Origin of the sequence: Hyphococcus sp., from assembly GCF_965267305.1 — a bacterium.
Taxonomy (GTDB): Bacteria; Pseudomonadota; Alphaproteobacteria; order Caulobacterales; family Parvularculaceae; genus Hyphococcus.
In genome coordinates, this window is the sequence record NZ_OZ253945.1 from 2,968,305 (window position 1) to 2,989,693 (window position 21,389).

Below are 21,389 nucleotides of genomic sequence, written 5' to 3' on the forward strand. Positions count from 1 at the left end.
TCCATGAGCTACTACATCGCGAAAACCGTTTCCGGCGAATTTGACGACGTCATCGCGCGCGTCACCGACGCGCTGAAAGCCGAAGGTTTCGGCGTTCTCACCGATATCGATGTCGCCGCGACGATGAAAAAGAAACTCGACGTCGATTTCCAGCCCTATCGCATTCTCGGCGCCTGCAACCCACAGATGGCGTACAAAGCGCTTTCCATCGAGGACAAGATTGGCGTCATGCTCCCTTGCAATGTCATCGTTCAGCAAACGGACAAAGGCGTCGAAGTCGCCGCCGTCGATCCAGTCGCGTCCATCGGGCGCGTCGGCAATCCGGCGCTCGACGACGCGGCCGACGCCGTGAAGGCGATGCTTGCGAAAGTCATCGAGCGCGTGTGATGACGAAGCCGGAAAAGCGACTTTCCTTCAATTTTGAAACCGTCGGCTCCATCGCGGCGATGGTCATCGGCGCCTGCGCGCTCTTTGTCGCGTGGGATCAGGCGCAGATCATGCGCAAGCAGCAGCATGCAAGCGTTCTGCCCGCCGTCAGCATCACCAGCGGTTTCTCGACGGAGCCTGAAGGCTATGCGATGCGCGTCGCCATCAAGAATGACGGCATCGGCCCTGCCATGATCGAAAGCGCGGTGCTTGTGGTTGACGGCGCGCCGGTCAGCGATTGGGCGGATTTGCGCGACCGCCTGTTGCCGCCGCAATTGCATAAGGACTTCTCCTCCAGCCTTGACTCCGCCATCGGCATGCTGGCGGCGGGCGAAAAGAGCGAGGCGATCCTCCTGCTCTGGGACCGCAATGACGAAACCCGCGCCGGCTTTGAAGCGTTGAAGGCGCGCGTCTTTGCCGCCGACACCGCAGAAACCTATTTCGGCGTCTGCTATTGCTCGGTCTTTGAAAAATGCTGGGTCGCCGGGCCGGAAAATGCGTCGCGGCCAACACCTGTCAAAAAATGCGAAAGCGCCGGCGACGATGTCGTCGCGCGTTTGTTGCAAACCATTTCGGAAGATGAAGCGTCATGAAGTTCACCCTCTCCTGGCTGAAAGAACATCTCGACACGAACGCCAGCCTCGATGAGATCGTCGAGACCATGGTCGCGGTCGGCCTTGAGGTGGAAGAGGTTGAAAATCCGGAAGAGCGCCTTTCCGCCTTCACCATTGGCGAAGTCATTTCCGCAGAGCCTCATCCGGACGCCGACAAGTTGCGCGTCTGCAAGGTCGCGACCAAGGACGGGGAGATGCAGATCGTCTGCGGCGCGCCCAATGCGCGCGCGGGGATCAAGGTCGCCTATGCGCCGGTGGGGGCTTATGTGCCCGGCATCGACGTCACCTTGTCGAAAGCGAAAATCCGCGGCGTCGAATCTCACGGCATGATGTGTTCGGCGCGCGAGCTCGAAATGGGCGACGATCATGACGGCATCATCGAAGCGCCGGCGTCTGCGAAAGTCGGCGACCCGGTGGCGAAAGTCATGGGCGCGAACGATCCCGTCATCGATTTCGAGGTGACGCCAAACCGTCCCGACACCAATGGCGTCAATGGCGTCGCCCGCGATCTTGCGGCGGCGGGTCTCGGCAAGTTCGTTACGCCGGAACCCAAACCGGTGAAGGGCGCCTATGCGAGCCCGCAAAAGGTCGTGCTCGATTTTCCCGCCGGCGCGGAAAACGCCTGTCCGGTTTTCGCCGGGCGTTATGTGCGCGGCGTCAAAAACGGTCCTTCGCCGAAATGGCTGCAGGACCGGTTGCGCGCCATCGGTTTGCGTCCCATCAGCGCGCTGGTCGACATCACTAACTACATGTCTTACGACCGCGCGCGGCCGTTGCACGTCTTCGACGCTGACAAGCTGAAAGGCGTTATTCGCGCGCGGCTTGGCGAAAAGGGCGAAAAATTTCTCGCCCTCGACGGCAAGGAATATGAGGTCGACGAAACCATGACCGTGATCGCCGACGACAATGGCGTTTTGGGCCTCGGCGGGATCATGGGCGGCGAGGAAACGGGCTGCACGGAAGAAACGAAAAACGTTTTCATTGAATGCGCCTATTTCGATCCGTTGAGGACCGCCAAAACCGGCCGCAAGACGGGGATCAATTCCGATGCGCGCTACCGGTTCGAGCGCGGCGTCGATCCGGATTTCATCCTGCCGGGCATGGAAATGGCGACGCAGCTCGTCCTCGACATGTGCGGCGGCGAGCCGTCGGAGATCGTGCTGGCGGGCGACATTCCGCGGGCGGATAAAACCGTTCTCTTCCCGCCTTCGGAGGTGAAGCGCCTCACGGGCCTCGATGTTGCACCGGAGGAATGCGAGCGCATCCTCTCGGCGCTTGGCTTTACGGTGCGCAAAAGCGATCCGTGGCAGGTGGATGCGCCGTCCTGGCGGCCGGACGTCGAGGGCAAGGCCGATCTCGTCGAGGAAATCGCGCGCATTGCGGGCTTCGACAAACTGCCAACGGCGACGCTGCCCATGTTGAAGCCCGTGGAAACGCCGAAACTGACGCCGGGGCAGGAGCGCCGGCGCATGGCGCGGCGCGCGCTGAGCGGGCGCGGCATGCTCGAAGCGGTGACCTGGTCTTTCCTAGATGAGCGTGTGGCGGGCCTCTTCGCCAGCGCCAATGAACTGCGCGCCAAAGGGCTGGTGCTCGCGAATCCCATCTCCTCCGATCTCGGCGTGATGCGCTCCTCGCTGTTGCCCAATCTTATCGCCGCGCTTCAACGCAACGCCGACCGCGGCCGCGACAACCTCGCGCTGTTCGAGGTTGCGCCGATTTACGCCGGCGATCAGCCTGCGGATCATGCGAACGCCGCCGGCGGCGTGCGCCTGTCGCATCCCGCCCGTCATTGGCAGGGCGCGGCCGCGAAGGCCGACGTCTTCACGGTCAAAGCCGACGCCATCGCCGCGCTGGAAGCGGCCGGCGCGCCTGTCGCCAGCCTGCAGGCCAGCGCCGATGCGCCGGATTATTTCCATCCCGGCCGGTCGGGCGTTCTGCGTCTCGGTCCGAAAGCGCTCGCCCATTTCGGCGAAATCCATCCGCGCGTCCTGAAAGACATGGATGTGGATGGACCGGTCCACGGGTTCGAGGTGTTTCTGGACCTGATCCCTGAGCCGAAAAAGAAAGCCGCGAAAACCCGTCCGGCGCTCGACGCTTCGGAACTGTTGCCGCTGTCGCGCGACTTCGCCTTCGTGGTCGATGAGGCGGTCGCCGCCGAGGCGCTCCTCAAGGCCGTGCGCGGCGCAGAGAAAAAGCTCATCGCCGATGTCAGCCTCTTCGACGTTTACCAGGGCAAGGGCGTGCCGGAGGGTAAGAAATCTCTCGCCGTCGAAGTGACGCTGCAGCCGCGGGAAAAGACCCTCACCGATGAAGAGATCGAGGCGGTTTCCGCCCGCATCATCGCCCAGGTGGAAAAGGCCGTGGGCGGGACCCTGCGGGCCTGACCGGCCGGCGTAAGGTCTGATTTTACCATCTTGACCGGCTTGCAGATCGCGCCCGCCCAAGTTATGACGCGCCTCCGCCAGCCGGTACGCCGCTTTAGCTCAGCTGGTAGAGCACATCATTCGTAATGATGGGGTCGTCAGTTCAAGTCTGACAAGCGGCACCATACTGGAATTTTTTCCTGTCCATTTTCATAAAATAACCAAATTAAACCAGCATATTAGGCCGTTTTTGCATCCAATGCCGTCCAAACAGGTCCCTTAAAATTGGGGGTATCTGGGGGTATATATAGGGGTATCGAGCTAATATGACCTCTTCAATATAAATCGGACCAAGCCGGAGAAACTGATCCACCGCGTTTTCGACCCCGCCCGTCTGGAAATCGAGATCAAGGACCGATTTGGAAATCCGGTGATTCCACGCGAATGGTTCCTCGTACCGATATTCGTCATTGATGAGGCGGTGGAAAAAATTAAAGACGGTACGATTTCAGAATATGTTTATGATCCATCGCGGGCAAAATTGGTATGGCTGGCTTCAGAATAATTTGCGCGAAACCTTTAGGCTCAGCAGTAACTACGCATTGAATGTGGTTCTTGAATCACTGGAAATTATAAATTCCGAGCACGGCAAGTACAACAATACACACCTGCTGACCCGATAGGTACCACATCCATTTTTGTATATAAACAGCACTTTATGTCATTGATCTCGACAATGGCTTTTGTCGATGTAGACTAGTCAGTAATTCTAAATAGTGGGGGGCGTCGTGGGGGCGATAACAAGGTTTTTTGAGGCATGTGCGCGCGGGGTATATTTAGCGTGGCGCCGAATTGCTGAGTTTATCCAGGCTCGACTACTATTCTATTCAGCTATCATAATCGTGCTGTTGTTGCTGTGGGTTTTGAGGCAGGAGCATGTTACTCAAGGTGATGCGCATGTTCCCATAGTCGTTACGATTTGGGGGCTCGGATCACTGGACTTGTCGTTCTTGATGCACATTGTTCCCGATATTATCGGTGGGATAATAATAGCGCTTGTTGGTGAAAGAGTTTTGCGTACGTTCAAGCAAAATCGTAAAGATGCACTTTTCGATATCATTTTCAGGAATGTTGAAAGCTCGTTTCCATTGTTGGAAAGATTGTCGACTTTTACATTGCTCGGCGGGCGAAAATCGAATCTGAAATGCGAAGATTATAAAACACTTTTGCAGCTTATTTATTATGCTAATCAACGTGTGAAACGGTCAATTGATCTCAATGAAACTGTGGCGACAGATACATTCTTGAATGTGGATGAAGCCGAAACCTATGCATTAGTTCGAACAAATGATGCGGCCTACGAGCTATCGGCAATTTTAGAGTACGTCTCGGAGCGACTTGGTAACAGAGATTATTTTGCTTTGGGGTACGAGGGGGCTGACACTTCAAAAATTGAAGGCATGTTTGAAACATTAAGGGACGATCTGAATCGGTTGAATTATGTGAAGTGGTTGGAAAGGTATATTCGATCCTATCGAGATGTATTTGCCTACCTGAATGCAAAGGGGCAGAATGCTATGCGTCATTATTATCGAGGATTTCTGAACCTCGAACGTTCTGTCCCATCTGAAAAGATCAGATTTGAAGATGCGCATTTTTCATTGCATGACAGAGCAAAAGACTTGTTCCAATTGCCCAATGGCTCCGAAATCGAACGTCCGCCATCCCGAAGGTTCTGAAATTAGTTTCTGGGGGTATGATTGGGGGCATCGATATTTTCTGAGTTGAGATTATTTCTATAATTCAATTGGTTATTGCTTAAATTCAAGTCTGACAAGCGGCACCATATTTTTCAGCTCAGATCAGGCAGGCCGGTCAAGGTTGGCTCTGGCGCCGACTTACAACCTCTTCCAGTTCATGATCCAGCAACTGCTTCCAATAATTTCCGAGCCAGCGCGACCCGTCCGCTGAGTCATCGTCCATGGAAAGGGCGGCCTTTACCGCGGGGCCTATCAGGCCTTCCCCGATCGCCGTGATGGACAAATTGTAGGTGATTGCCGCCGCCAGACGATTTGCCAACTCCGGCGGCAAATGCCGGGCGAGATGTTCGGACACAACCGCCGTCATGCCGGGCAGCGGATGCAGGAACCTCTCAAGGTCTCCAAGCTCTGTCGACAGAACGATCCAGCCGATCAGTTTAGCGTATCGTTCGCTTCTCAGGACGGAATAGAGCCGGTACATGACATTCTGTGCAAAGGCGAGCGGTTCGTTCTGTTCCTCCTCGCTAAGCGCTTCGATCAGATCCTGCGTGAGTTCATCAAATACTTTCTCGGCAAGGCCGCGCTTGATCTCCAGAACGCCGCCAAAATGATGGTACACGTTAGAAACCGCCACATTGGCCCGGTCGGCCAGCGCCTGGAATTTAAGTTCGGATGGTCCCTGTTCAAGAATCAGGGCTTCGGCCGCAAGGAGAATCTCCTCGCGGGCCTGTTCAGGCGTCCGGCGCTTTCGCTTCAATCTTGTCAAGGCCAACACTCGGTTTCGTGCGATAGCGCGCGTAAGACGGCGGACCGCACAGCTTGGGCGCTAAGTGTCAATTACGGTATTATGCGGCATAGACCAAGAACTGCTCCGCCTCTTTCAGTTTCGTCCGGTTGTCGTGATCCCAGGGATGAAAGCCGGGTTTGAAATAGGCGGCCCAGTTCAGCATCACCTTGCGAAACAGGCCGGGCTTTCCCCAGAGCGCCCAGTTCAGACGGAGCCGGGCGCTCATGGACCGGTTCTGACCGATATCCTGAAGCAGCACGGTGAAAATACGTCCCATATGCTGAAGGAACAGCACTGTGACGATGAGCATGGTCCGTACACGCAGCCAGTACCCTTTCCCCTGCATGACCTCCTGGTAGACATCGAAGGCGACGCCTTTGTGTTCGGACTCCTCGATCGCATGCCAGAGCCAAATGTCCCGATATTCCCGCCGGGCGTCCGCAAGCAGATCGGGCTTGGAGAGAAGTTCCTCGGCGAGAATCGCCGTGAAATGCTCCAGCGCGCAGGTTGCAGCGAGGTGTTCTATATCGGAATAGCGCGTTTGCGCCCATTCAAACCGTGCCTCGGTCTCCTCATGGAGCATGGAGGCCCGGCAGCCATGTTCTTCGAGCCGCTGATTGTAGCGCACATGTTCCCGGGTGTGCATGGCCTCCTGCGCCATAAAGGCGCCCGCCTGGGACTGGAGCGTCTCATTCCGGATATCTCCCCGGAACGCCTTGACGCTCCGGATGAAAAACCGCTCGCCGGCGGGAAAAGTGATGGAAAGCCCATTGAAGACAAGAGATCTGAAGGGGTCGCCGCCGAGCCAGTCCCGCTCCTTGATTGTGGAGAAGGCGAAGTGCTGATCGCGCGGCGAGATTGTGATCGATCGCGAGATATCCGCTGAATTCATTTCCTTTTTTCCTTTCCAAACGGTCTGGCCATGAGTGCGCACCCCCATATGGATACTATTGAAAATATTTTCTATATGGCTTGTCGAAAAAATTTTTCACAGTATGGTTTTCTGGACAAAGCCTTGCGTGCTGTCTCGAGTGAAAGGAGCTTTCTCATGAAAAACAGATGGTCTGGTCCGGCGGCGCTCGCCTTGCTGCTGCTTTCACAAGGGGCATGCGCCGGGGCTCGGGCCGAGGAAGACGGTCCGACGCTCACGATCCGGACCAGCCTCATCGCCACGGATGGCTACATCTTCGGTTTTCCTATCCTGCTGATGGATGAGACACGCCGTGCAGCCAGCGAAATCCCTTATCTGTGCGGGCTTGGGGGGCCTTTGAACGCGTTCACCCATAAATTCTCGATCCCGGATCCGGATTTCAAGGCCGTTGTGCGCCCGAATGTCGATACGCTCTATTCATCGGCCTTCCTTGATCTGAGCGACGGTCCGCTGGTGCTTGAAACGCCGGAGGTCAAAGACCGGTTTTATCTGATGGCCATGCTCGATGCCTGGACCAACAATTTCGCCGGGCCGGGCACGCAATCGAACGGCGGCGAAGAGAAAACATATCTTATCGCCGGACCCGACTGGAAAGGGCGGACGCCCGCCGGGATGGAGCGTATCGACGCCCCGACCAATCTTGTCTGGATTATCGGCCGGACGGAACTGAAGGGTAGCGATGACCTTGGGGCAGCCAATGCGGTTCAGCGGAAGTACAAACTTTACCCCCTCGCCGGGCCGGCGACGCTCCGGTCGGACGAGCCCTGCCGGCCTGTTGGCGGCCAGCCTGTTCCGGAAGATACGGTCCGGGCGTTCTCAGGCGTCGATTTCTTCAGCCGGCTGGATGAACTGATCGAGCTTTATCCTCCGGCGCCCCAAGACAAGGGCAAAATGAAAAAGCTGGCGCTGATCAATGTCGGCCCCGAAGCGGAAGGCCGTGTTGCGGATCTGTCGGCGTCCAATAAGAAAGCGCTCGATGGCGGCATCGAGCGCGGACAGAAAGTGCTGGATCGCGCATTCGATTTCGGCAATCGCGGCGCATGGGCGCCGGACCCGACCAAAGTCCCGCTGGGCGAATACGGTGACGCCTATCTCGTCCGCGCTATCGTCTCGCAGATTGGTTTCGGGGCGAACAGGAACGAGTTTGCCGTCTATCAGAACGCCAAGAAAACCGGCGGCGGCAAGATGCTTGACGGATCGACCGGCGAGTATGAATTGCGGTTCGCGGATGGCGCGACCCCGCCGGTGAATGGCTTCTGGTCGGTTACAGTCTATGACAAAGACGGCTTCCTGTCCGGAAACCGGATCAACCGCTATGCGCTCGGCAGCCATTCCAATCTCCGCGCCGATGAGAATGGCGACATCGTCATCAGCTTCGCGACGAAAAAGCCGGATGACGTTCCGGCTGAAAACTGGCTGCCAGTACCGGCGGGACCTTTCGAGGTCACTTTACGCATGTACTGGCCTCGCGAGGACATTCTTGAAGGAGGCTGGTCCGTACCTGATATGGTCCGCCGATAGTTCTCCGTCCGCTCAATTGCAGCGAATGGTGGTGGATTACATCCCGGATCGCTTTCGGGGCTAATCCATCCCAGGGCGAGCGCGGCTAAATTTCCGCCGGTTTGGGCATTTCGCGCGCCTGCGCTATGACCTCTAGCGTCACAGCGCATGAGGGTCCGCCGCCATCTTCAGAGAAACCGTCAAATCCACCCGCCCGCTTGTCTTCTGGCCGCCTGTTGTGCTGCTGGGGGCCGCGCTCGCCTTCAGCCTCGTTGATTTCGACGGGTTTCATCATGCGGTGAGCGCCGCAAACACCTGGATTTTAACGCGCTTCGACTGGCTTTTCAGCTATGCGTCTTTTGCCGCGGTTCTGCTGATAGGCTGGGTCGCGGTCTCGCCGCTCGGCGCGGTGCGGATCGGCGGGCCGGACGCGAAGCCGATCTTGAGCCGCTGGAACTGGTTCTCCATCACGCTGTGCACCACCATCGCCATCGGCATCCTCTTCTGGGGTTCGGCCGAGCCCATGTTCCATATTAAGGCGCCGCCGCCTTACACGCATATCGATCCCTATACGGAAGAAGCGTCGGCCTTCGCGCTCTCCTCCATGTTCATGCACTGGACCATCACGCCCTACGCGATCTACACCGTCCCCGCGCTCGCCTTCGCGCTTGCCCATTACAATCTCGGGCGGCCCTATTCCTTGAGCGGGCCCTTGTCGCTGGTGCTGGGGCGCGCCGCGACCGGGCGCGCGGGCGCGGTCATCGATGCGGTCGGGCTATACGCGCTGGTCGCTGGCGTCGCCGCGTCGCTCGGCGCCGGCGTCATGACCCTTTCCGGCGGGCTCGAAGCCATCGCGGGGATCTATGACTCAACGATCTTGCGCTTCTTCGTCACGCTGTCGATCGTCGCGCTCTTCGTTGCGTCATCGATCAGCGGGCTGCAAAAAGGCATCAAGCTCCTTTCCGATTTCAATACGCGGTTCTTTTTCGTACTCCTCGTTTTCGTGCTGCTGGCCGGGCCGACGCTCGACATTCTGGCGCTGGGCGCCAAAAGCCTCGGCGAATATGTGGTGAACTTCATTCCGCGCAGTCTCGCGCTGGGCGAGCGCGCCGGGTCGGACTGGACCCGCGACTGGACGGTGTTCTACTTCGCCAACTGGCTTGCCTGGGCGCCGGTGACGGCGCTGTTTCTGGGCCGCATCTCCGTCGGCTATACGGTGCGCGAGTTCATCCTTTTCAATCTCGCCGCGCCTGCGCTGTTCGGCGCCGTGTGGATGACGGTGTTCGGCGGCGCGGCCATCGGTGTCGACGCGTCTGAAAACCATGCGCTAGTCGCCGCCCTCGATGCACGCGGGCCTGAGGCGGTGATCTATTCCCTGTTCGACGCGCTGCCCGCCAGCGCCGTCATCATGATGTTGTTTGTGGGGCTCACTTTCATTTCGTTTGTGACGGCCATGGATTCAAACACCCATTCCATCACCAGCATTTGCCTTAAAAACATCAGACCGGGGGAGAAACGCCCGCGGGCCGAACGCTGGGTGAAGATTTTCTGGGGCGCGCTGATCGGCGCCGTCGCTTTTATCATGACCTCGACGACGGGGATCGACGGCGTGCGGATGCTATCCAATCTCGGCGGGCTGCCCGGGCTTTTCATTCTGATCGCCATGGGCGCAGTGATTGTCACCATGCGCGTCAACTGGCTCGGCGAAATCCGCGCGGCTCAGCAGCCCGCCTCAGCGGAAAAATCCGAGGGGCAAAAGATCGCCGTAGAATGAGGCTTTCTGAAGGGCGGTGTCGCGCGCGCCCTTGGCGGAAATTTCCTGAAACCACACCCGGTCGCCGGGGCGCATCTGCCCCGCGAGATGAAGATCAGCGGCGATCACCTGCGCAATGCGCGGATAACCGCCCACGGTCTGCGCGTCGCACAGCAGCAGGAAAGGCGCCCCGTCTGGCGGGCATTGCACCGTGCCCGGAAAGACAGGACTCGACGCCATGGATGGCGCATCGGCGAGACTGAGTTTTTCGCCGTCGAGTTGAACGCCCATGCGATCGGCGCGGCGCCCCACGCTCCAGCCGCGCGCAAAGAAGCGGGTCAAGTCTCCGTCGCGCAATTGATCCGCTTCCGGTCCGGGCAGGGCGCGCAGGAAAAAATCATGGGCGATGGCCGGGTGCAGCGAAGCGGGGATGTTGCGCGGCGATGTCGTCGGAAGGCTTGCTGAAAAAAGCTTGTCGCCCGCTTTCAGCGCGCGGCCCTGATGACCGCCGAGCGAGGCGGGAAGATAGGTCGAAGAGCTCCCTAAAAACTCATCGCCCTGCAATCCGCCTGCGAAGGCGATATAGGCGCGCGCGCCGGTTTGCGCGGACCCAAGAACCAGTTCGTCGCCGGCTTTTGCCTCAAAAGGCTTATAGAGGCTGAGCGGCTTGCCGTTGAGCTGCGGTTTCATGTCGGCGCCGCCCAAAACAAAAGTTGCAGAGGCTGCAAACCGCAAAGCCGGGCCTTTGAGCGTGCATTCAAGGCCCTCTGCGTTTGGCGCATTGCCGGCGGCGGCATTGGCGAGCGCCAGGGAAACAAAATCCGCCGCGCCGGAGAGCGGCACGCCAAGATGCCGGAGCCCTGAACGGCCGAGATCCTGGATCGTGGTCAAAAGACCGGGGCTGAGAATGTCAGCGAGCGCCGTCACCGCAGCGCCGCCTCCATTGCGGCGAAGGTTTTTTCATCGACCGGAACAAATCGCACCGCGGCGCCCGGCGAGAACAGAAAAGGATTGTCGCCGCGGGCGTCGAAAAGTTTTTTCGGGGTCCGGCCAATCAGCGGCCAGCCGCCGGGAGAGGCGAGGGCGTAAACCCCGGTCATCGCCCCGGCGACGCCGACCGACCCGGCCGGCACGCGCGGGCGCGGCGTTGCGAGGCGCTCCGTCTGCAATGCTTCCGGCAGGGGGCCGAGATAGGCGAAGCCCGGCGCGAAACCGACCGTCAGCACACGGTATGTTTGTGAAGAATGCAGCGCGATCAGGTCTTCGCCGCTGATGCGCAGCTTGCTTGAAAGCATCTCGAAATCGGGACCGTGCTCGCCGCCGTAAGAGACGGGAATCTCGATTGCGGGGGCTGGTGTTTTTGTCTTTGTTCTTTCACGGCGCAGGGTCTCTTCGAGTTTGGCTTTAGCGTCCTCCGCAGTGAGGCCCGGGGGCAGAAAACGAAGAACGAGACTTTCAACGCCCGCGACGGAGTCGATGACGCCGGGAAGGCGGCGAAGCGCATCAGCGGCGGCGTTGGCTGTGAGCGCCCGTTCCACCATATCGCCGCCGGAGAGCGCAGCGAGCCAGCCGTTTTCGCCGAAAGGTTTAATCGAAAAGGAAAGAGCGCTCATGCGAAGGGCCTGATGGCGATCCCGGCGTCTTCAAGCGTTTTACGCACCGCTTTCGCGGTTTCGACGGCGCCCGGCGAATCGCTGTGAATGCAGAGCGTATCGGCTTTGACGATGCACTCTCCATCGCGGGCGCAGATTTTTTCACCTTTTGCGATGGCTAAGGCTTGGCGCGCCCGGGCATCGAGGTCGGCGATGACGGCGCCCGGTTCGCTGCGCGGGCAGAGCGCGCCGGAAGCGAGATAAAGCCGGTCCGCAAAACCTTCCGCGGCGAAAGAAAGTCCCGCCTCTGCCGCCGCCGCTTCCAGGGCTGAATTGGCGGGGCCGACAAGGAAGAGGCCTGTGCTGACGGCGGCGACGATGCGGGCAAGGTCGAGGTCTTTAGCCGCATCGTTATAGAGCGCGCCATGGGGCTTCACATGAGAAACAAGCATCTCATCCATTGCAAGCACGCCTTTCAGCGCTTCAACCTGCAAGGTCAGGGAGAGGCGCAACTCTTCGAGAGAAAGGGAGAGCGAGCGCCGCCCGAAGCCGTCGCGGTCTGGATAGGAAGGGTGAGCCCCGGTTTTGATGTTGTGCGCTTTTGCGAGCCGTGCTGTCGACCGCATGGTTTCGGCATTCCCGGCATGTCCGCCGCAGGCGATGGAACAAGAGGTGATGAGCGGCATCAACGCCGCTTCAATCGCCTGTTCTGCGTCGTCGGCATATTCGCCCATGTCGGCGTTGAGGTCGATGACGCGCATTACATCACTCCCAAGGCGCGCAACACGCCCCTCGCGCCGAGCGCTGCGGCGACAAGCGTCACCACAACGCCGCCAATATTCGCCAGCAGTCCATTCGCATGCTCGCCCAGCAATTTTCGATTGTTCGCGGCATAAAGAAGAAAGACAGCGATGACCGGCAACAAAATCCCATTGGCGATCTGGGCGAAGAGAATGACTTCCACCGGCCGCGCGCCGGTCATGGCGACAATGGCGCCGATGAGGAGAACGGCGCCGGCGACCATACGGAATTTCGTTGCCGAGGGGTCGCTTTCAAAACCGAACAATTCCGCTGCGGCGAAACCTGTCGCAAGGGGCGCGGTGATGGCGGAGGAAAGCCCTGCTGCGAAAAGCCCGAGCGCCATCAGATAAGTCGCGCTGGCGCCGAAGGCGGGTTCGAGCTGGCGCGCCATGTCGCCCGCATTGCTGATGTCGAGGCCCGACCCGAAGAGGCTCGCGGCCGCGGTCGATAGAACGAGGATAGAGACAACGCCGCCCATGCCGATGGAGAGCCGCGCATCGAAACGGGCTTCGGCGAGCCCTTCCGCCCCCTTCCAGCGTTTGCGCGCCGCCGCTGCATGAAGGAAAAGATTGTAAGGAACGATCGTGGTGCCGATCAGGCCGAGCACGATGGGCAGCGCGCCCGCCGGAATAGCGGGCGCAAATGCGCCTCTTGCAAGCGCGCCCCAGTCGGGACCGATGGTGAAAAGCGCCGCGGCGAAAGAGACCGTCATTATAAGGACGGCGCCAATGAGCGTTTTTTCGATGACCCGATAACCGCCGAACAGGAGAATCGCGGCGGCGATGAGGGCGAGGAGGCCGGCGAGAACAGCGCGCGGAACGGCGCCCGGCGCTGCGGCTTCGACACCGAGCGCGGCGCCCGCGATATTGCCGCCTTCATAGGCCGCATTGCCGACGAACAAGGCGGCGATGATGAGCGCAGCGGCGCACCACCTTACAAGAGGCGATTCTTCGAACCGCTGCATCACCGCTTCCCCGAGGCCGAAGCGCGAGACGACGCCGAGCCGCGCCGCCGTTTCCTGCAGGATGATGGCCGCAATGGTCGCGAAGACAAGCGCCCAGGCGAGGGCGTAACCATACCCTGCGCCGGCGAGGGTCGCCGTCGTCACAGTGCCTGGACCGATAAACGCGGCTGCCGTTAGCGCCCCCGGGCCGATCGCGCGAAACCGTCTCAACATCGAGGGCAGCTTAACGCGTGGAGCGGCGATTGCGAGAGCCGCAATGCCACAGTCGGGAATGATCCGGAGGCGTCGGATTGTGCCCCCCCACGAGAAAAACCGCCCCAGACCCTGCCCGGAGCGGTTTCACGCTACTGGCGCTTCGTACGATAGCGCCGCCAATCAGCCCCCCGATCGGTTAACGGGACCGATTATTCTTCGGTTTTCAACTCGATGCCTGGTTCCATTTGATCCGGCTCCATGGAAGCCGGTTCCGCGGGCATGGAGACGGAAGCGTTGGTCACGGGCTCCACCGCCATGAGGGCGACCGGAGACTTGTCGGCTTCCTCTTCATCCTCTTTCGGCTCTTCCTGAAGCTGCGGCTTCGGAGAAGGCGCGGCGGGAGAAAGCGGCGCAGACGGAACATCGTCGAAGTTAGGCGTTTCCACATCGCTCGCCGCATACTGATCCCAGTAGGCGGGCTGATTCATCAGCTGGCGATAAACATCGATATTATTGTCGGCGACGAGCGGCGGCAGGTCCGAGCGCGCAAGACGTTCCGCTTCGCGCATTTCGCCTGAGAGGGCCAGCACCAGCGCGAGGTTCTGACGCACGCGCGAGTCTGCGCCAGCATTGGTCGCGGCCTGACGCAGCGTGGCGCGGGCGAGCGAAAGATTGCCGTCGAGCGCGTAAGAAAGACCTTTGTTGTTGAGCAGCATCACTTCGCCGGGCGCCATGCCGAGCGCGCGGTCGTATTTGGCGCGGGCCTCGTCATGTTCGCCAATCTGGTCGAGCGCAACGCCATAAGCGGAAAGCGCGCGCCAGTCTGTGGGCGCTTTGGCGACGGCGGTTTCGAGATAACGCACGGCCTCAAAAGCGCGGCCGCTTTCTACAAGCACCTTGCCATATTCGAGATTGACCTCGCCATTGCCGGGATTGGCGGCGGCGGTCTTCTGCATCACGCCGACGGCTTCTTCATTGGAGCCGATTTTGCGCAATGCCCTGGAGAAACGGACGGCGACTGCAGGGTCAGCCTGATCGGTATTGTAGCGCGTGCCCCAGAAGGCCGCGGCGGCGATCGGATCCATGCCTTCATCGCCTGTAGGCGTCGAATAGACGCCGATCGCATCGCGATAGTCGCCCTTACCGATGCCGTCGGCTGTTGTGGTTTTGGGACTGGACGCGCAGGCAGGCAGCAGAATGGCCGCGCCGGCGACAATCGCGTATTTCGTTGCAAGCTTGGATGCGGTAAGCATGAGTCGCGCCTCGATGAATTCCTTGGAAGGATCGCGCTCATGGTGACGGAAGGAATTCAATAAAGGCTTAACCGTATGCTTAATGTGCAATCTAACGCGGTTCTGACTTGGTAAGTTAACGGATTATTCATGGCCCCTCATCTCTTAAGCGACTATGAACAAACCGCTGCAAATGCGGCGAAGAAAATCTATCCGGTGCGCGACAGCGCGCTCGACGAAAGCGATGCGCCCGCGGAGTTGAAACGGCTCGCGCGCGCGAACGGATTTAACGGCGAGGCCGGCGCGGTTTTCAGCGACGGAGAGGCGGCGCTTTTGGGCGTTGGCGACGGGAGCGATCCTTTCATCGCCGCGGCGGCCGCCGAAAAGCTCGTCGAGGGCGATTATGTCTTCGCCAGTTCGTTCGATAAAAACACCGCCGATCTTGCGGTGCTGGGCTGGCTGCTCGGCGGCTACCGTTTCGACCGATACAAACAGCAAAAGCCCGCCGCCGCACGCCTCGTCGCGCCGGAGAACTCCGACGCCGCCGCCATGCGCCGCGCCGCGCAATCGGTCTTTCTGGTGCGCGATCTCGTCAACACGCCGGCGGGCGACATGGGGCCCGCGGCGCTGGAACAGGCGGCGCGAAATCTCGCTTCTGAGATGGGCGCGCAGATCGAAACCACCGTCGGCGACGATCTCCTCGCACAGAATTTTCCGATGATTCATGCGGTGGGTCGCGCGGCGAAGGGCGCGCCGCGCTTGATCGACATGCGTTGGGGCGATGCAAATGCGCCGAAGCTGACGCTGGTCGGCAAGGGCGTCACGTTCGATTCCGGCGGCCTCAACATCAAAGGCGCGACCGGCATGGCGATCATGAAAAAGGACATGGGCGGCAGCGCTCATTGTCTGGGCCTCGCCCGCATGATCATGGAGGCTGGGCTGAAGGTGCGTCTGCGCGTCCTCATCCCGGCGGTGGAGAACGCCATTTCCGGCGACGCTTTCCGCCCCGGCGATATCCTCAAGAGCCGCAAAGGGCTCACGGTCGAGATCGGCAACACGGACGCCGAAGGCCGTCTTATTCTTGCGGATGCGCTGAGTTATGGCGGGGAGGAAGAGCCTGAGCTGATGATCTCCCTCGCGACGCTCACCGGCGCGGCGCGGGTGGCGCTCGGCCCCGACCTCGCGCCTTATTATTGCGACGACATCGAGTTGGTCCGGGCGCTCGAGGACGCCGCCGAGAAAACCGCCGACCCGGTCTGGCGGATGCCGCTCTGGCGCGGCTACGAATCCATGCTGTCCTCCCAGATCGCAGACGTGAACCACATCTCCGGCGGCAGCTTCGCCGGGTCGGTCACGGCGGCGCTGTTTCTCAAAAAATTCGCCGGCGAAGCGGCGCGGTGGATGCATTTCGATATTTACGCCTGGCGGCCCAAGGCTGCGCCCGGCCGGCCTGTGGGCGGCGAGGCGCAGGCGATTCGCGCGCTCTTCGAGGTCCTCGCCGCACGCTTTGGCGCGTGATTCGGCCTTGCCCTTTCCGGGCGAACGGTTGCAGAGCTAAGGCTTCGTTCAAGAGGATAAGGCGACAGGCCGGACGATGGCGTCGACGGATAATTTGACAAGCTGGCGGGAAGTGATGTGCGATGCGGTGCGCGCTGACGGCCCCGATCTTTCCATGCGTCAGTGGTCGATCCTGCTGACCGTCTATCTGCGCCCCGGCCCTCATACGGTGCGCGCGCTCGCCCGCGATTTGAACGTGCCCAAGCCGGCGATCTCGCGCGCGCTTGACGCGCTCTCGATCCTTGGCTTCGTCAAGCGCGTCCGCGACGTCAACGACAAGCGCATTGTGATTGTCCAGAAAACGGCGGAAGGCGCCATTTATCTCGACAATTTCTCCCGTCTTGTTGAAACCCACACTGACGACGCGCCGCTCGGCGCCATGTATGGCTGATTGTTGAGCTCCAGGTCGCGTTAGGGCGTCCGGAAAGGTCCCGCCTCTACGCAGGTCTGCCCGCGTTTCTGTCACATGGGACGTTACATTTTCCAGAGTTTCAGCGAACGCCGGATTCCTTGAAATGCCGGAATTAAAGGCCTTGCGGGCGATGTTGCGACAGATGTCGGCCGCGATGACGCTCCTTTTCCGCTGACTTTTCCACCACAAGCCAGGCCGGGTTAGTCTTCTCTCCGATTGTCAGGGCGCGGGCCCGCCAGCAGATTCGCGGCGGCCCTGCCCCATGCGGGCGCAGGAAAGGTTAGCAGACGGATGAAGCAGAAAATGCCAAATGGCGCCAGATTCTCCGCAACCCCAATGGGAATGCGGGGCGCCATAGCATCGAAACCGGCCCGAACGGCGATTGTTTCACGGATTCGCCCGGCCGGAAGCGACGCCGGTAAGGCGGACGCCTGCGACATGCGCGGCCCCGTCCTTGAACTCGATAGGCGCCGTCAGTTTCCCACCCGCCGCAATCGACGCCAGCGTCAGGGAAGCCGCGGCGCTCTCGACATCTTCCGGCGCGATCACGCCGGCGTCGCCGAGCAAATGGACAAACGGCGCCGGCGCGATGATCTCGGTTCTCAGGTCGCCTTGAGGGCGCCCTTCGCCGTCGAGACGAAGCGTTCCGGCGGCGGCGAAGCGGGCTTCCTCAAGCTGGGCGAAAACCCCCTTAATCTGGAGCGCGCCGCCCGCCTTGCGCCACAGATCCGGATCGGCGAGCGCATACGCCTCGCTCGCCGCGACGACCGTTTGCAGTTTGTCGAGTGCGATGTTTTTTCCGCCTGCCGTCACCTGCGCTTCCGTTGCGAGGACGCTCAAGGTCAGGATTGTTTTGTCGGTCTCTTCCGGAGAGAGGTCCAGAATGAGGCTTCCAACTGATGCGGTCGCGCCGTCTTCATCGCGCCGCGCCGTCGCGCCGCCGATGGTCGCGGCAAAGACCCAGTCGCGCCTTTTGTCATTGGCGATGGAGATGCGGAAATCCTCGGCGCTCATGCGCCAGTCGCCATGGCCGGCAAGAGAAACAAACTGTTCCGTACGCGTTGAAAAGATCAGCCTGTTGAGATCATAGGGAAGCGCGTCGATGGTGAGACGCTCCGTCCGCCACGCGCCAGTTTCCGGCGCAGCGATATAAGGGTCTTCAATATGAAGGCGCAGAAAAAACGGAAAGCCGTCCGCTTTCAACGCGCCATGAGAGACCTCGACACCGGCGGCTCGCTGGTCTTCAACCCAGTCGCTGACGGCGCTCTTCATTTCTGCGGCGCCATAACGCCACAACATGAGATAAGAGAGGAGCACAACCGCAGCGATTCCCCAGGGGATATAAAGCCAACGGTTATGCGTTTTGTTGTCAGCCATGGGCGGCCTTCTCTGACGCGATCAGGTCCGGCCGTGCGCCTTCGAGCCGGGCGGCAAGCACGCGCAGAAACTCCTTGCGGTCGAGCCCCGGCGGAATCGCGGGCAGAAAATGCAAACTGATCGCGCCCGGAATTTTTTCGCCGCCCGGATGGCGCCAGAACCGCCCGCTGTCATGGACGACTGGCGTGCAGGGCGCATCCATAGCCGCATAGACGCCCGCGACTCCGGGTTGCAGGGCCCCGCGCTCGCCGGGTTTCATGCGCGTGCCTTCCGGGAAAATGATGATTTGTTCGCCGGCCTCGGCGCGGGCTTTCGCCTCTCGCGTCATGGCGCGCAACGCCTTGGCGCCGCCTTTGCGGTCGATGGCGATATTGCCGGCGCGCGCCGCCCACCAGCCATAGACAGGGATGCGCTTCAGTTCTTTCTTGAACACCATGACGGGTTTCGGCGCCAGCGCGTAAAGCGCGATCGTTTCCCATTGCGACTGATGATTGGCGGCGATGAGCGCGCCGCCTTGCGGCAGGTTTTCCGCGCCTTCGATCTTATAGGTGACGCCGGCGATCTGATGCAGCCCGAACAGCGCAAGGCGCGACCAGAGCTTCACCGTTGCGCGCGCCGGGCCGCGGCCGAACAGCATGACGGGGAGGCAGACGATCCCCATCACGGCGACCGTGACAATGAGGTAAAAGGAAAAAGCCGCAGAGCGGATGCGCCGTATCATTCCCTAGCGGCCGTTTCCGGGGAACAACGCCTTCACGCGCGCAAGAAGAAACTTCGTATATTCGCCTGCGAGTTTGAGGCCCGCGTTGAAAGAAGCGGGGCGGCCTTTGTCGTCGAGATAGCCCGAGGCGGTAGGGTAAGGCGTGATTGTCGCGCCCGGCATGCGCGCGCGCGTCACCGCCATGGCGCGGGGCATATGATAGTCCGAGGTGACGAGAATGATGCTGGTAAAATTGTGCGCAGCCGCCCAGTTTCGCAACTCGCCCGCATTGCCTTCGGTCGTCAGCGCTTCGCGGCCGAGATCGACGCAGCAATCGTAGCGCTCCTTCGGTCCGACCCAGAAGTCCGACAATCGCGCGGCGGACGTGTCCGGATGAACGCCGGATATCAGCAACCGCTCCCCGGCGCCGTCGGCGAAGATCGCCATGGCGGTGGAGATGCGCACGCCTCCGCCGCCCGTATAGACGGCGACGCCGTCCGCCAGGCCGGGCGCTGCGCTGGAAGGCCGGGGCAGTGATCCGATGAACAGGACGAGCCCGCCCGCCCAGATGAGCGCCGTTACGGTCAAAACAACAATCAGCCGTCTCACGCCAGAAACCGTCTCTTCAACCGTTCAAAGATCAGCCCAAGCGGAGCTTAGCCGAAGGGCCCGCCCTGCGCTATCGCCGGAGCAAGGGTTTAATATTGTTTGCTCAGAGTTTTCAAAACCGTAAGCCGGGCGGTGATGGCGGTGACAAGGCAGGTGGCGATGGGCGCGGCCGCCAGCCATAGAATCATCCAGCCGCCGAGGCGTAAGGAGGGGAGAAAATTGTCCGCCGGCCCGCCGACCCTGACCGCCAGTCCCGCCATGATGAGGGCGGCGAGGGCCGCCGCCAGGCCGATCAGCGCGCCCCGCAAGCCCAGCACGAAAAACCGCCGCTGCACTTCGGCGGCGATAAAGCCGTCCGTGGCGCCCACAAGGTGGAGGACGGAAACAATCTCGTGATTGGCGGCGAGTCCGGCGCGCGCGGCGAAGACGGAAATGGCGCAGGCCGCGCCCATGACCAGCAGAAAGACGCCGAAGGCCATGGCCTGGCCGGAACGCGCGGCGCCCGAAAGCCGGTCGTGCCAGCGGGCGTGATCGTCGAGGCTGGCGCCCGGCGCCGCGGCGGAAATGCGATTGCGCAAAAGATCGAGATTGTCGCGCAAGGCGGGCGCGGCTTTGACTTCGATGATTGCCGGAATGTTGAGGAACGCTTCGGCGTTGCCCTGGCCGAGCCAGGGTTCGAGAAGCTCCGCCGTCTCCTCGCGGCTTTTCTCGCGCGCGTCGATGACGCCGTCGGTCTCCTGAAGGACGCGCAACACGGCCTCGACACGCGCGGCGATTTCAGTTGCGTCAGCGCCTTTCACCTGCACGGTGATTTCAGACCGCAAGGCGGAGGTCCACTCGCTCGCCGCGCGATTGACCAAAAGCAGAGACGCCATGGCGAGCACCGCCAGAAACGACATGACTGCGATAACGGCGGTCAGGGGCGCGCCTGCCGCGCCCGCCTCGGGAAGGAGCGGCGCCGTCCGGCGGCGGAAAACGCTGCGGCGCCGGGGCGCCTGAACTTCCTCCGGCGCATCGTCCATGTCGAAGTCTTCCGTTTGCGTCATAGTCCGCCCGCGCCTCCCGCGCCGGGATTGCGGGTTACTTTTCCATCGGCGATGCGCAAGACGGGCTTGCCGATGGACTGCACGAGATGAAGGTCATGGGTGGCGACAATGACGGCGGCGCCGAGTTTGTTAAGCTCTACGAACAATTTCATAATGCGCTCGCCCATGGCCGGATCCACATTGCCTGTGGGCTCGTCGGCAAGAATGAGGTCGGGCTTTGAAACCAGCGCCCGCGCCAAGGCTACGCGCTGTTTTTCGCCGCCGGAAAGCGTCGGCGGATTGGCGTGCATGCGGTCGCCCAGTCCCACCCAATTTAAGAGTTCGCTTACGTCTTCCCGATATTGGTTTTGGTTAACGCCTGCGACTTTCATGGGCAGCGCCACATTTTCATAGGCCGTGAGATGATCGAGGAGACGGAATTCCTGGAAGACGACGCCGATGCGCCGGCGCAGCGCAGGCAGAGCTTCGCGCGGTGCCTCCGCGGCGTTCTCGCCGAACAGGAAGAAACGTCCGCGCGTCGGCTTGTGGGCGAGATAGATCATTTTCAGAAGCGACGTTTTTCCGGCGCCCGACGGGCCCGTGAGAAAACGGAACTCCCCTTCATTCATAGTCATGGTGACGTCGGTCAGGGTTTCGGGAGCGTCCTCATAGGCGAGGCCCGCTTGCTCGAATCTGACGATTTCCCTGCTGGCGTCTCCGGCGGTTTGCATCTCGGTCCTGTCACAGCGCAAGGCCGCGCGCGATCCCGCGCGCCGCATCATGGCGAACAC

Annotated in this window: 20 protein-coding genes, 1 tRNA gene and 1 pseudogene; 10 read left to right on the top strand and 12 right to left on the bottom strand. The window is 60.8% G+C overall.

Features of this window, described 5'->3' with window-relative positions; translation table 11 throughout:
• The first annotated feature begins 3 nt into the window (after window positions 1-3).
• From ACQY5P_RS14250 to ACQY5P_RS14275, 6 genes and pseudogenes are all read left to right on the top strand, one after another.
• Window positions 4-387, top strand: a complete 384-nt coding sequence (locus ACQY5P_RS14250; RefSeq protein ID WP_428407537.1) for a DUF302 domain-containing protein — start codon at window positions 4-6, stop codon at window positions 385-387.
• Window positions 387-1,019, top strand: coding sequence for a hypothetical protein (locus tag ACQY5P_RS14255; RefSeq protein WP_428407538.1), 633 nt, complete (start codon window positions 387-389; stop codon window positions 1,017-1,019). Before ACQY5P_RS14250 ends, ACQY5P_RS14255 begins: the two co-directional genes overlap by 1 nt.
• On the top strand, window positions 1,016-3,424 hold the full coding sequence (pheT, locus tag ACQY5P_RS14260) for a phenylalanine--tRNA ligase subunit beta (RefSeq protein ID WP_428407539.1): 2,409 nt from the start codon (window positions 1,016-1,018) through the stop codon (window positions 3,422-3,424). The genes ACQY5P_RS14255 and pheT overlap by 4 nt, the downstream gene beginning before the upstream one ends.
• 88 nt (window positions 3,425-3,512) lie before the next feature.
• Window positions 3,513-3,588, top strand: a tRNA-Thr gene (locus ACQY5P_RS14265).
• A gap of 140 nt (window positions 3,589-3,728) precedes the next feature.
• Window positions 3,729-3,968 (top strand): annotated as a pseudogene (locus ACQY5P_RS14270) (GIY-YIG nuclease family protein); the annotation flags it as partial.
• Between the two features lie 223 nt (window positions 3,969-4,191).
• Window positions 4,192-5,142: a hypothetical protein gene (locus tag ACQY5P_RS14275; protein WP_428407540.1), complete on the top strand. Its 951-nt coding sequence runs from the start codon at window positions 4,192-4,194 to the stop codon at window positions 5,140-5,142.
• Window positions 5,143-5,278: 136 nt separating this feature from the next.
• Here ACQY5P_RS14275 and ACQY5P_RS14280 read toward each other — a convergent pair whose 3' ends face one another.
• Window positions 5,279-5,938: a TetR/AcrR family transcriptional regulator gene (locus ACQY5P_RS14280; RefSeq protein WP_428407541.1), complete on the bottom strand. Its 660-nt coding sequence runs from the start codon at window positions 5,936-5,938 to the stop codon at window positions 5,279-5,281.
• 70 nt (window positions 5,939-6,008) lie between these two features.
• Window positions 6,009-6,842, bottom strand: coding sequence for a metal-dependent hydrolase (locus tag ACQY5P_RS14285; RefSeq protein ID WP_428407542.1), 834 nt, complete (start codon window positions 6,840-6,842; stop codon window positions 6,009-6,011).
• Window positions 6,843-6,998: 156 nt separating this feature from the next.
• Between ACQY5P_RS14285 and ACQY5P_RS14290 the strand changes: the two genes are divergently transcribed.
• Entirely contained in the window at window positions 6,999-8,402 is a 1,404-nt protein-coding gene (locus ACQY5P_RS14290) for a DUF1254 domain-containing protein (RefSeq protein ID WP_428407543.1), read from the top strand.
• 163 nt (window positions 8,403-8,565) lie between these two features.
• Window positions 8,566-10,155, top strand: coding sequence for a BCCT family transporter (locus ACQY5P_RS14295; protein WP_428410669.1), 1,590 nt, complete (start codon window positions 8,566-8,568; stop codon window positions 10,153-10,155).
• On the opposite strand, the gene ACQY5P_RS14300 is transcribed toward ACQY5P_RS14295, so the two are convergent.
• From ACQY5P_RS14300 to ACQY5P_RS14320, 5 genes are all read right to left on the bottom strand, one after another.
• Entirely contained in the window at window positions 10,114-11,061 is a 948-nt protein-coding gene (locus ACQY5P_RS14300) for a biotin-dependent carboxyltransferase family protein (RefSeq protein WP_428407544.1), read from the bottom strand. The genes ACQY5P_RS14295 and ACQY5P_RS14300 overlap by 42 nt on opposite strands.
• Window positions 11,058-11,747, bottom strand: a complete 690-nt coding sequence (gene pxpB, locus ACQY5P_RS14305; RefSeq protein ID WP_428407545.1) for a 5-oxoprolinase subunit PxpB — start codon at window positions 11,745-11,747, stop codon at window positions 11,058-11,060. Before pxpB ends, ACQY5P_RS14300 begins: the two co-directional genes overlap by 4 nt.
• A complete protein-coding gene (gene pxpA, locus ACQY5P_RS14310; protein WP_428407546.1) occupies window positions 11,744-12,487 on the bottom strand; it encodes a 5-oxoprolinase subunit PxpA in 744 nt (247 codons plus the stop codon). Before pxpA ends, pxpB begins: the two co-directional genes overlap by 4 nt.
• Window positions 12,487-13,704: an Nramp family divalent metal transporter gene (locus ACQY5P_RS14315; RefSeq protein WP_428407547.1), complete on the bottom strand. Its 1,218-nt coding sequence runs from the start codon at window positions 13,702-13,704 to the stop codon at window positions 12,487-12,489. The genes pxpA and ACQY5P_RS14315 overlap by 1 nt, the downstream gene beginning before the upstream one ends.
• A gap of 191 nt (window positions 13,705-13,895) precedes the next feature.
• Entirely contained in the window at window positions 13,896-14,939 is a 1,044-nt protein-coding gene (locus ACQY5P_RS14320; protein ID WP_428407548.1) for a tetratricopeptide repeat protein, read from the bottom strand.
• Window positions 14,940-15,068: 129 nt separating this feature from the next.
• On the opposite strand from ACQY5P_RS14320, the gene ACQY5P_RS14325 reads away from it, so the two are divergent.
• On the top strand, window positions 15,069-16,436 hold the full coding sequence (locus ACQY5P_RS14325) for a leucyl aminopeptidase family protein (protein ID WP_428407549.1): 1,368 nt from the start codon (window positions 15,069-15,071) through the stop codon (window positions 16,434-16,436).
• A gap of 76 nt (window positions 16,437-16,512) precedes the next feature.
• Window positions 16,513-16,866, top strand: coding sequence for a MarR family transcriptional regulator (locus ACQY5P_RS14330; protein ID WP_428407550.1), 354 nt, complete (start codon window positions 16,513-16,515; stop codon window positions 16,864-16,866).
• A 408-nt stretch (window positions 16,867-17,274) separates the two neighbouring features.
• Here ACQY5P_RS14330 and ACQY5P_RS14335 read toward each other — a convergent pair whose 3' ends face one another.
• The 5 genes from ACQY5P_RS14335 to ftsE form a co-directional block, all read right to left on the bottom strand.
• On the bottom strand, window positions 17,275-18,264 hold the full coding sequence (locus tag ACQY5P_RS14335) for a DUF2125 domain-containing protein (protein WP_428407551.1): 990 nt from the start codon (window positions 18,262-18,264) through the stop codon (window positions 17,275-17,277).
• Window positions 18,257-18,985, bottom strand: a complete 729-nt coding sequence (locus ACQY5P_RS14340) for a lysophospholipid acyltransferase family protein (RefSeq protein ID WP_428407552.1) — start codon at window positions 18,983-18,985, stop codon at window positions 18,257-18,259. Before ACQY5P_RS14340 ends, ACQY5P_RS14335 begins: the two co-directional genes overlap by 8 nt.
• 3 nt (window positions 18,986-18,988) lie before the next feature.
• Window positions 18,989-19,573: a YdcF family protein gene (locus ACQY5P_RS14345; RefSeq protein WP_428407553.1), complete on the bottom strand. Its 585-nt coding sequence runs from the start codon at window positions 19,571-19,573 to the stop codon at window positions 18,989-18,991.
• 89 nt (window positions 19,574-19,662) lie between these two features.
• Entirely contained in the window at window positions 19,663-20,619 is a 957-nt protein-coding gene (locus ACQY5P_RS14350; protein WP_428407554.1) for a cell division protein FtsX, read from the bottom strand.
• The gene (ftsE, locus tag ACQY5P_RS14355) at window positions 20,616-21,329 is read right to left on the bottom strand and encodes a cell division ATP-binding protein FtsE (protein ID WP_428407555.1); all 714 of its coding nucleotides are present in this window, start codon (window positions 21,327-21,329) and stop codon (window positions 20,616-20,618) included. The genes ACQY5P_RS14350 and ftsE overlap by 4 nt, the downstream gene beginning before the upstream one ends.
• Window positions 21,330-21,389 lie beyond the last annotated feature (60 nt).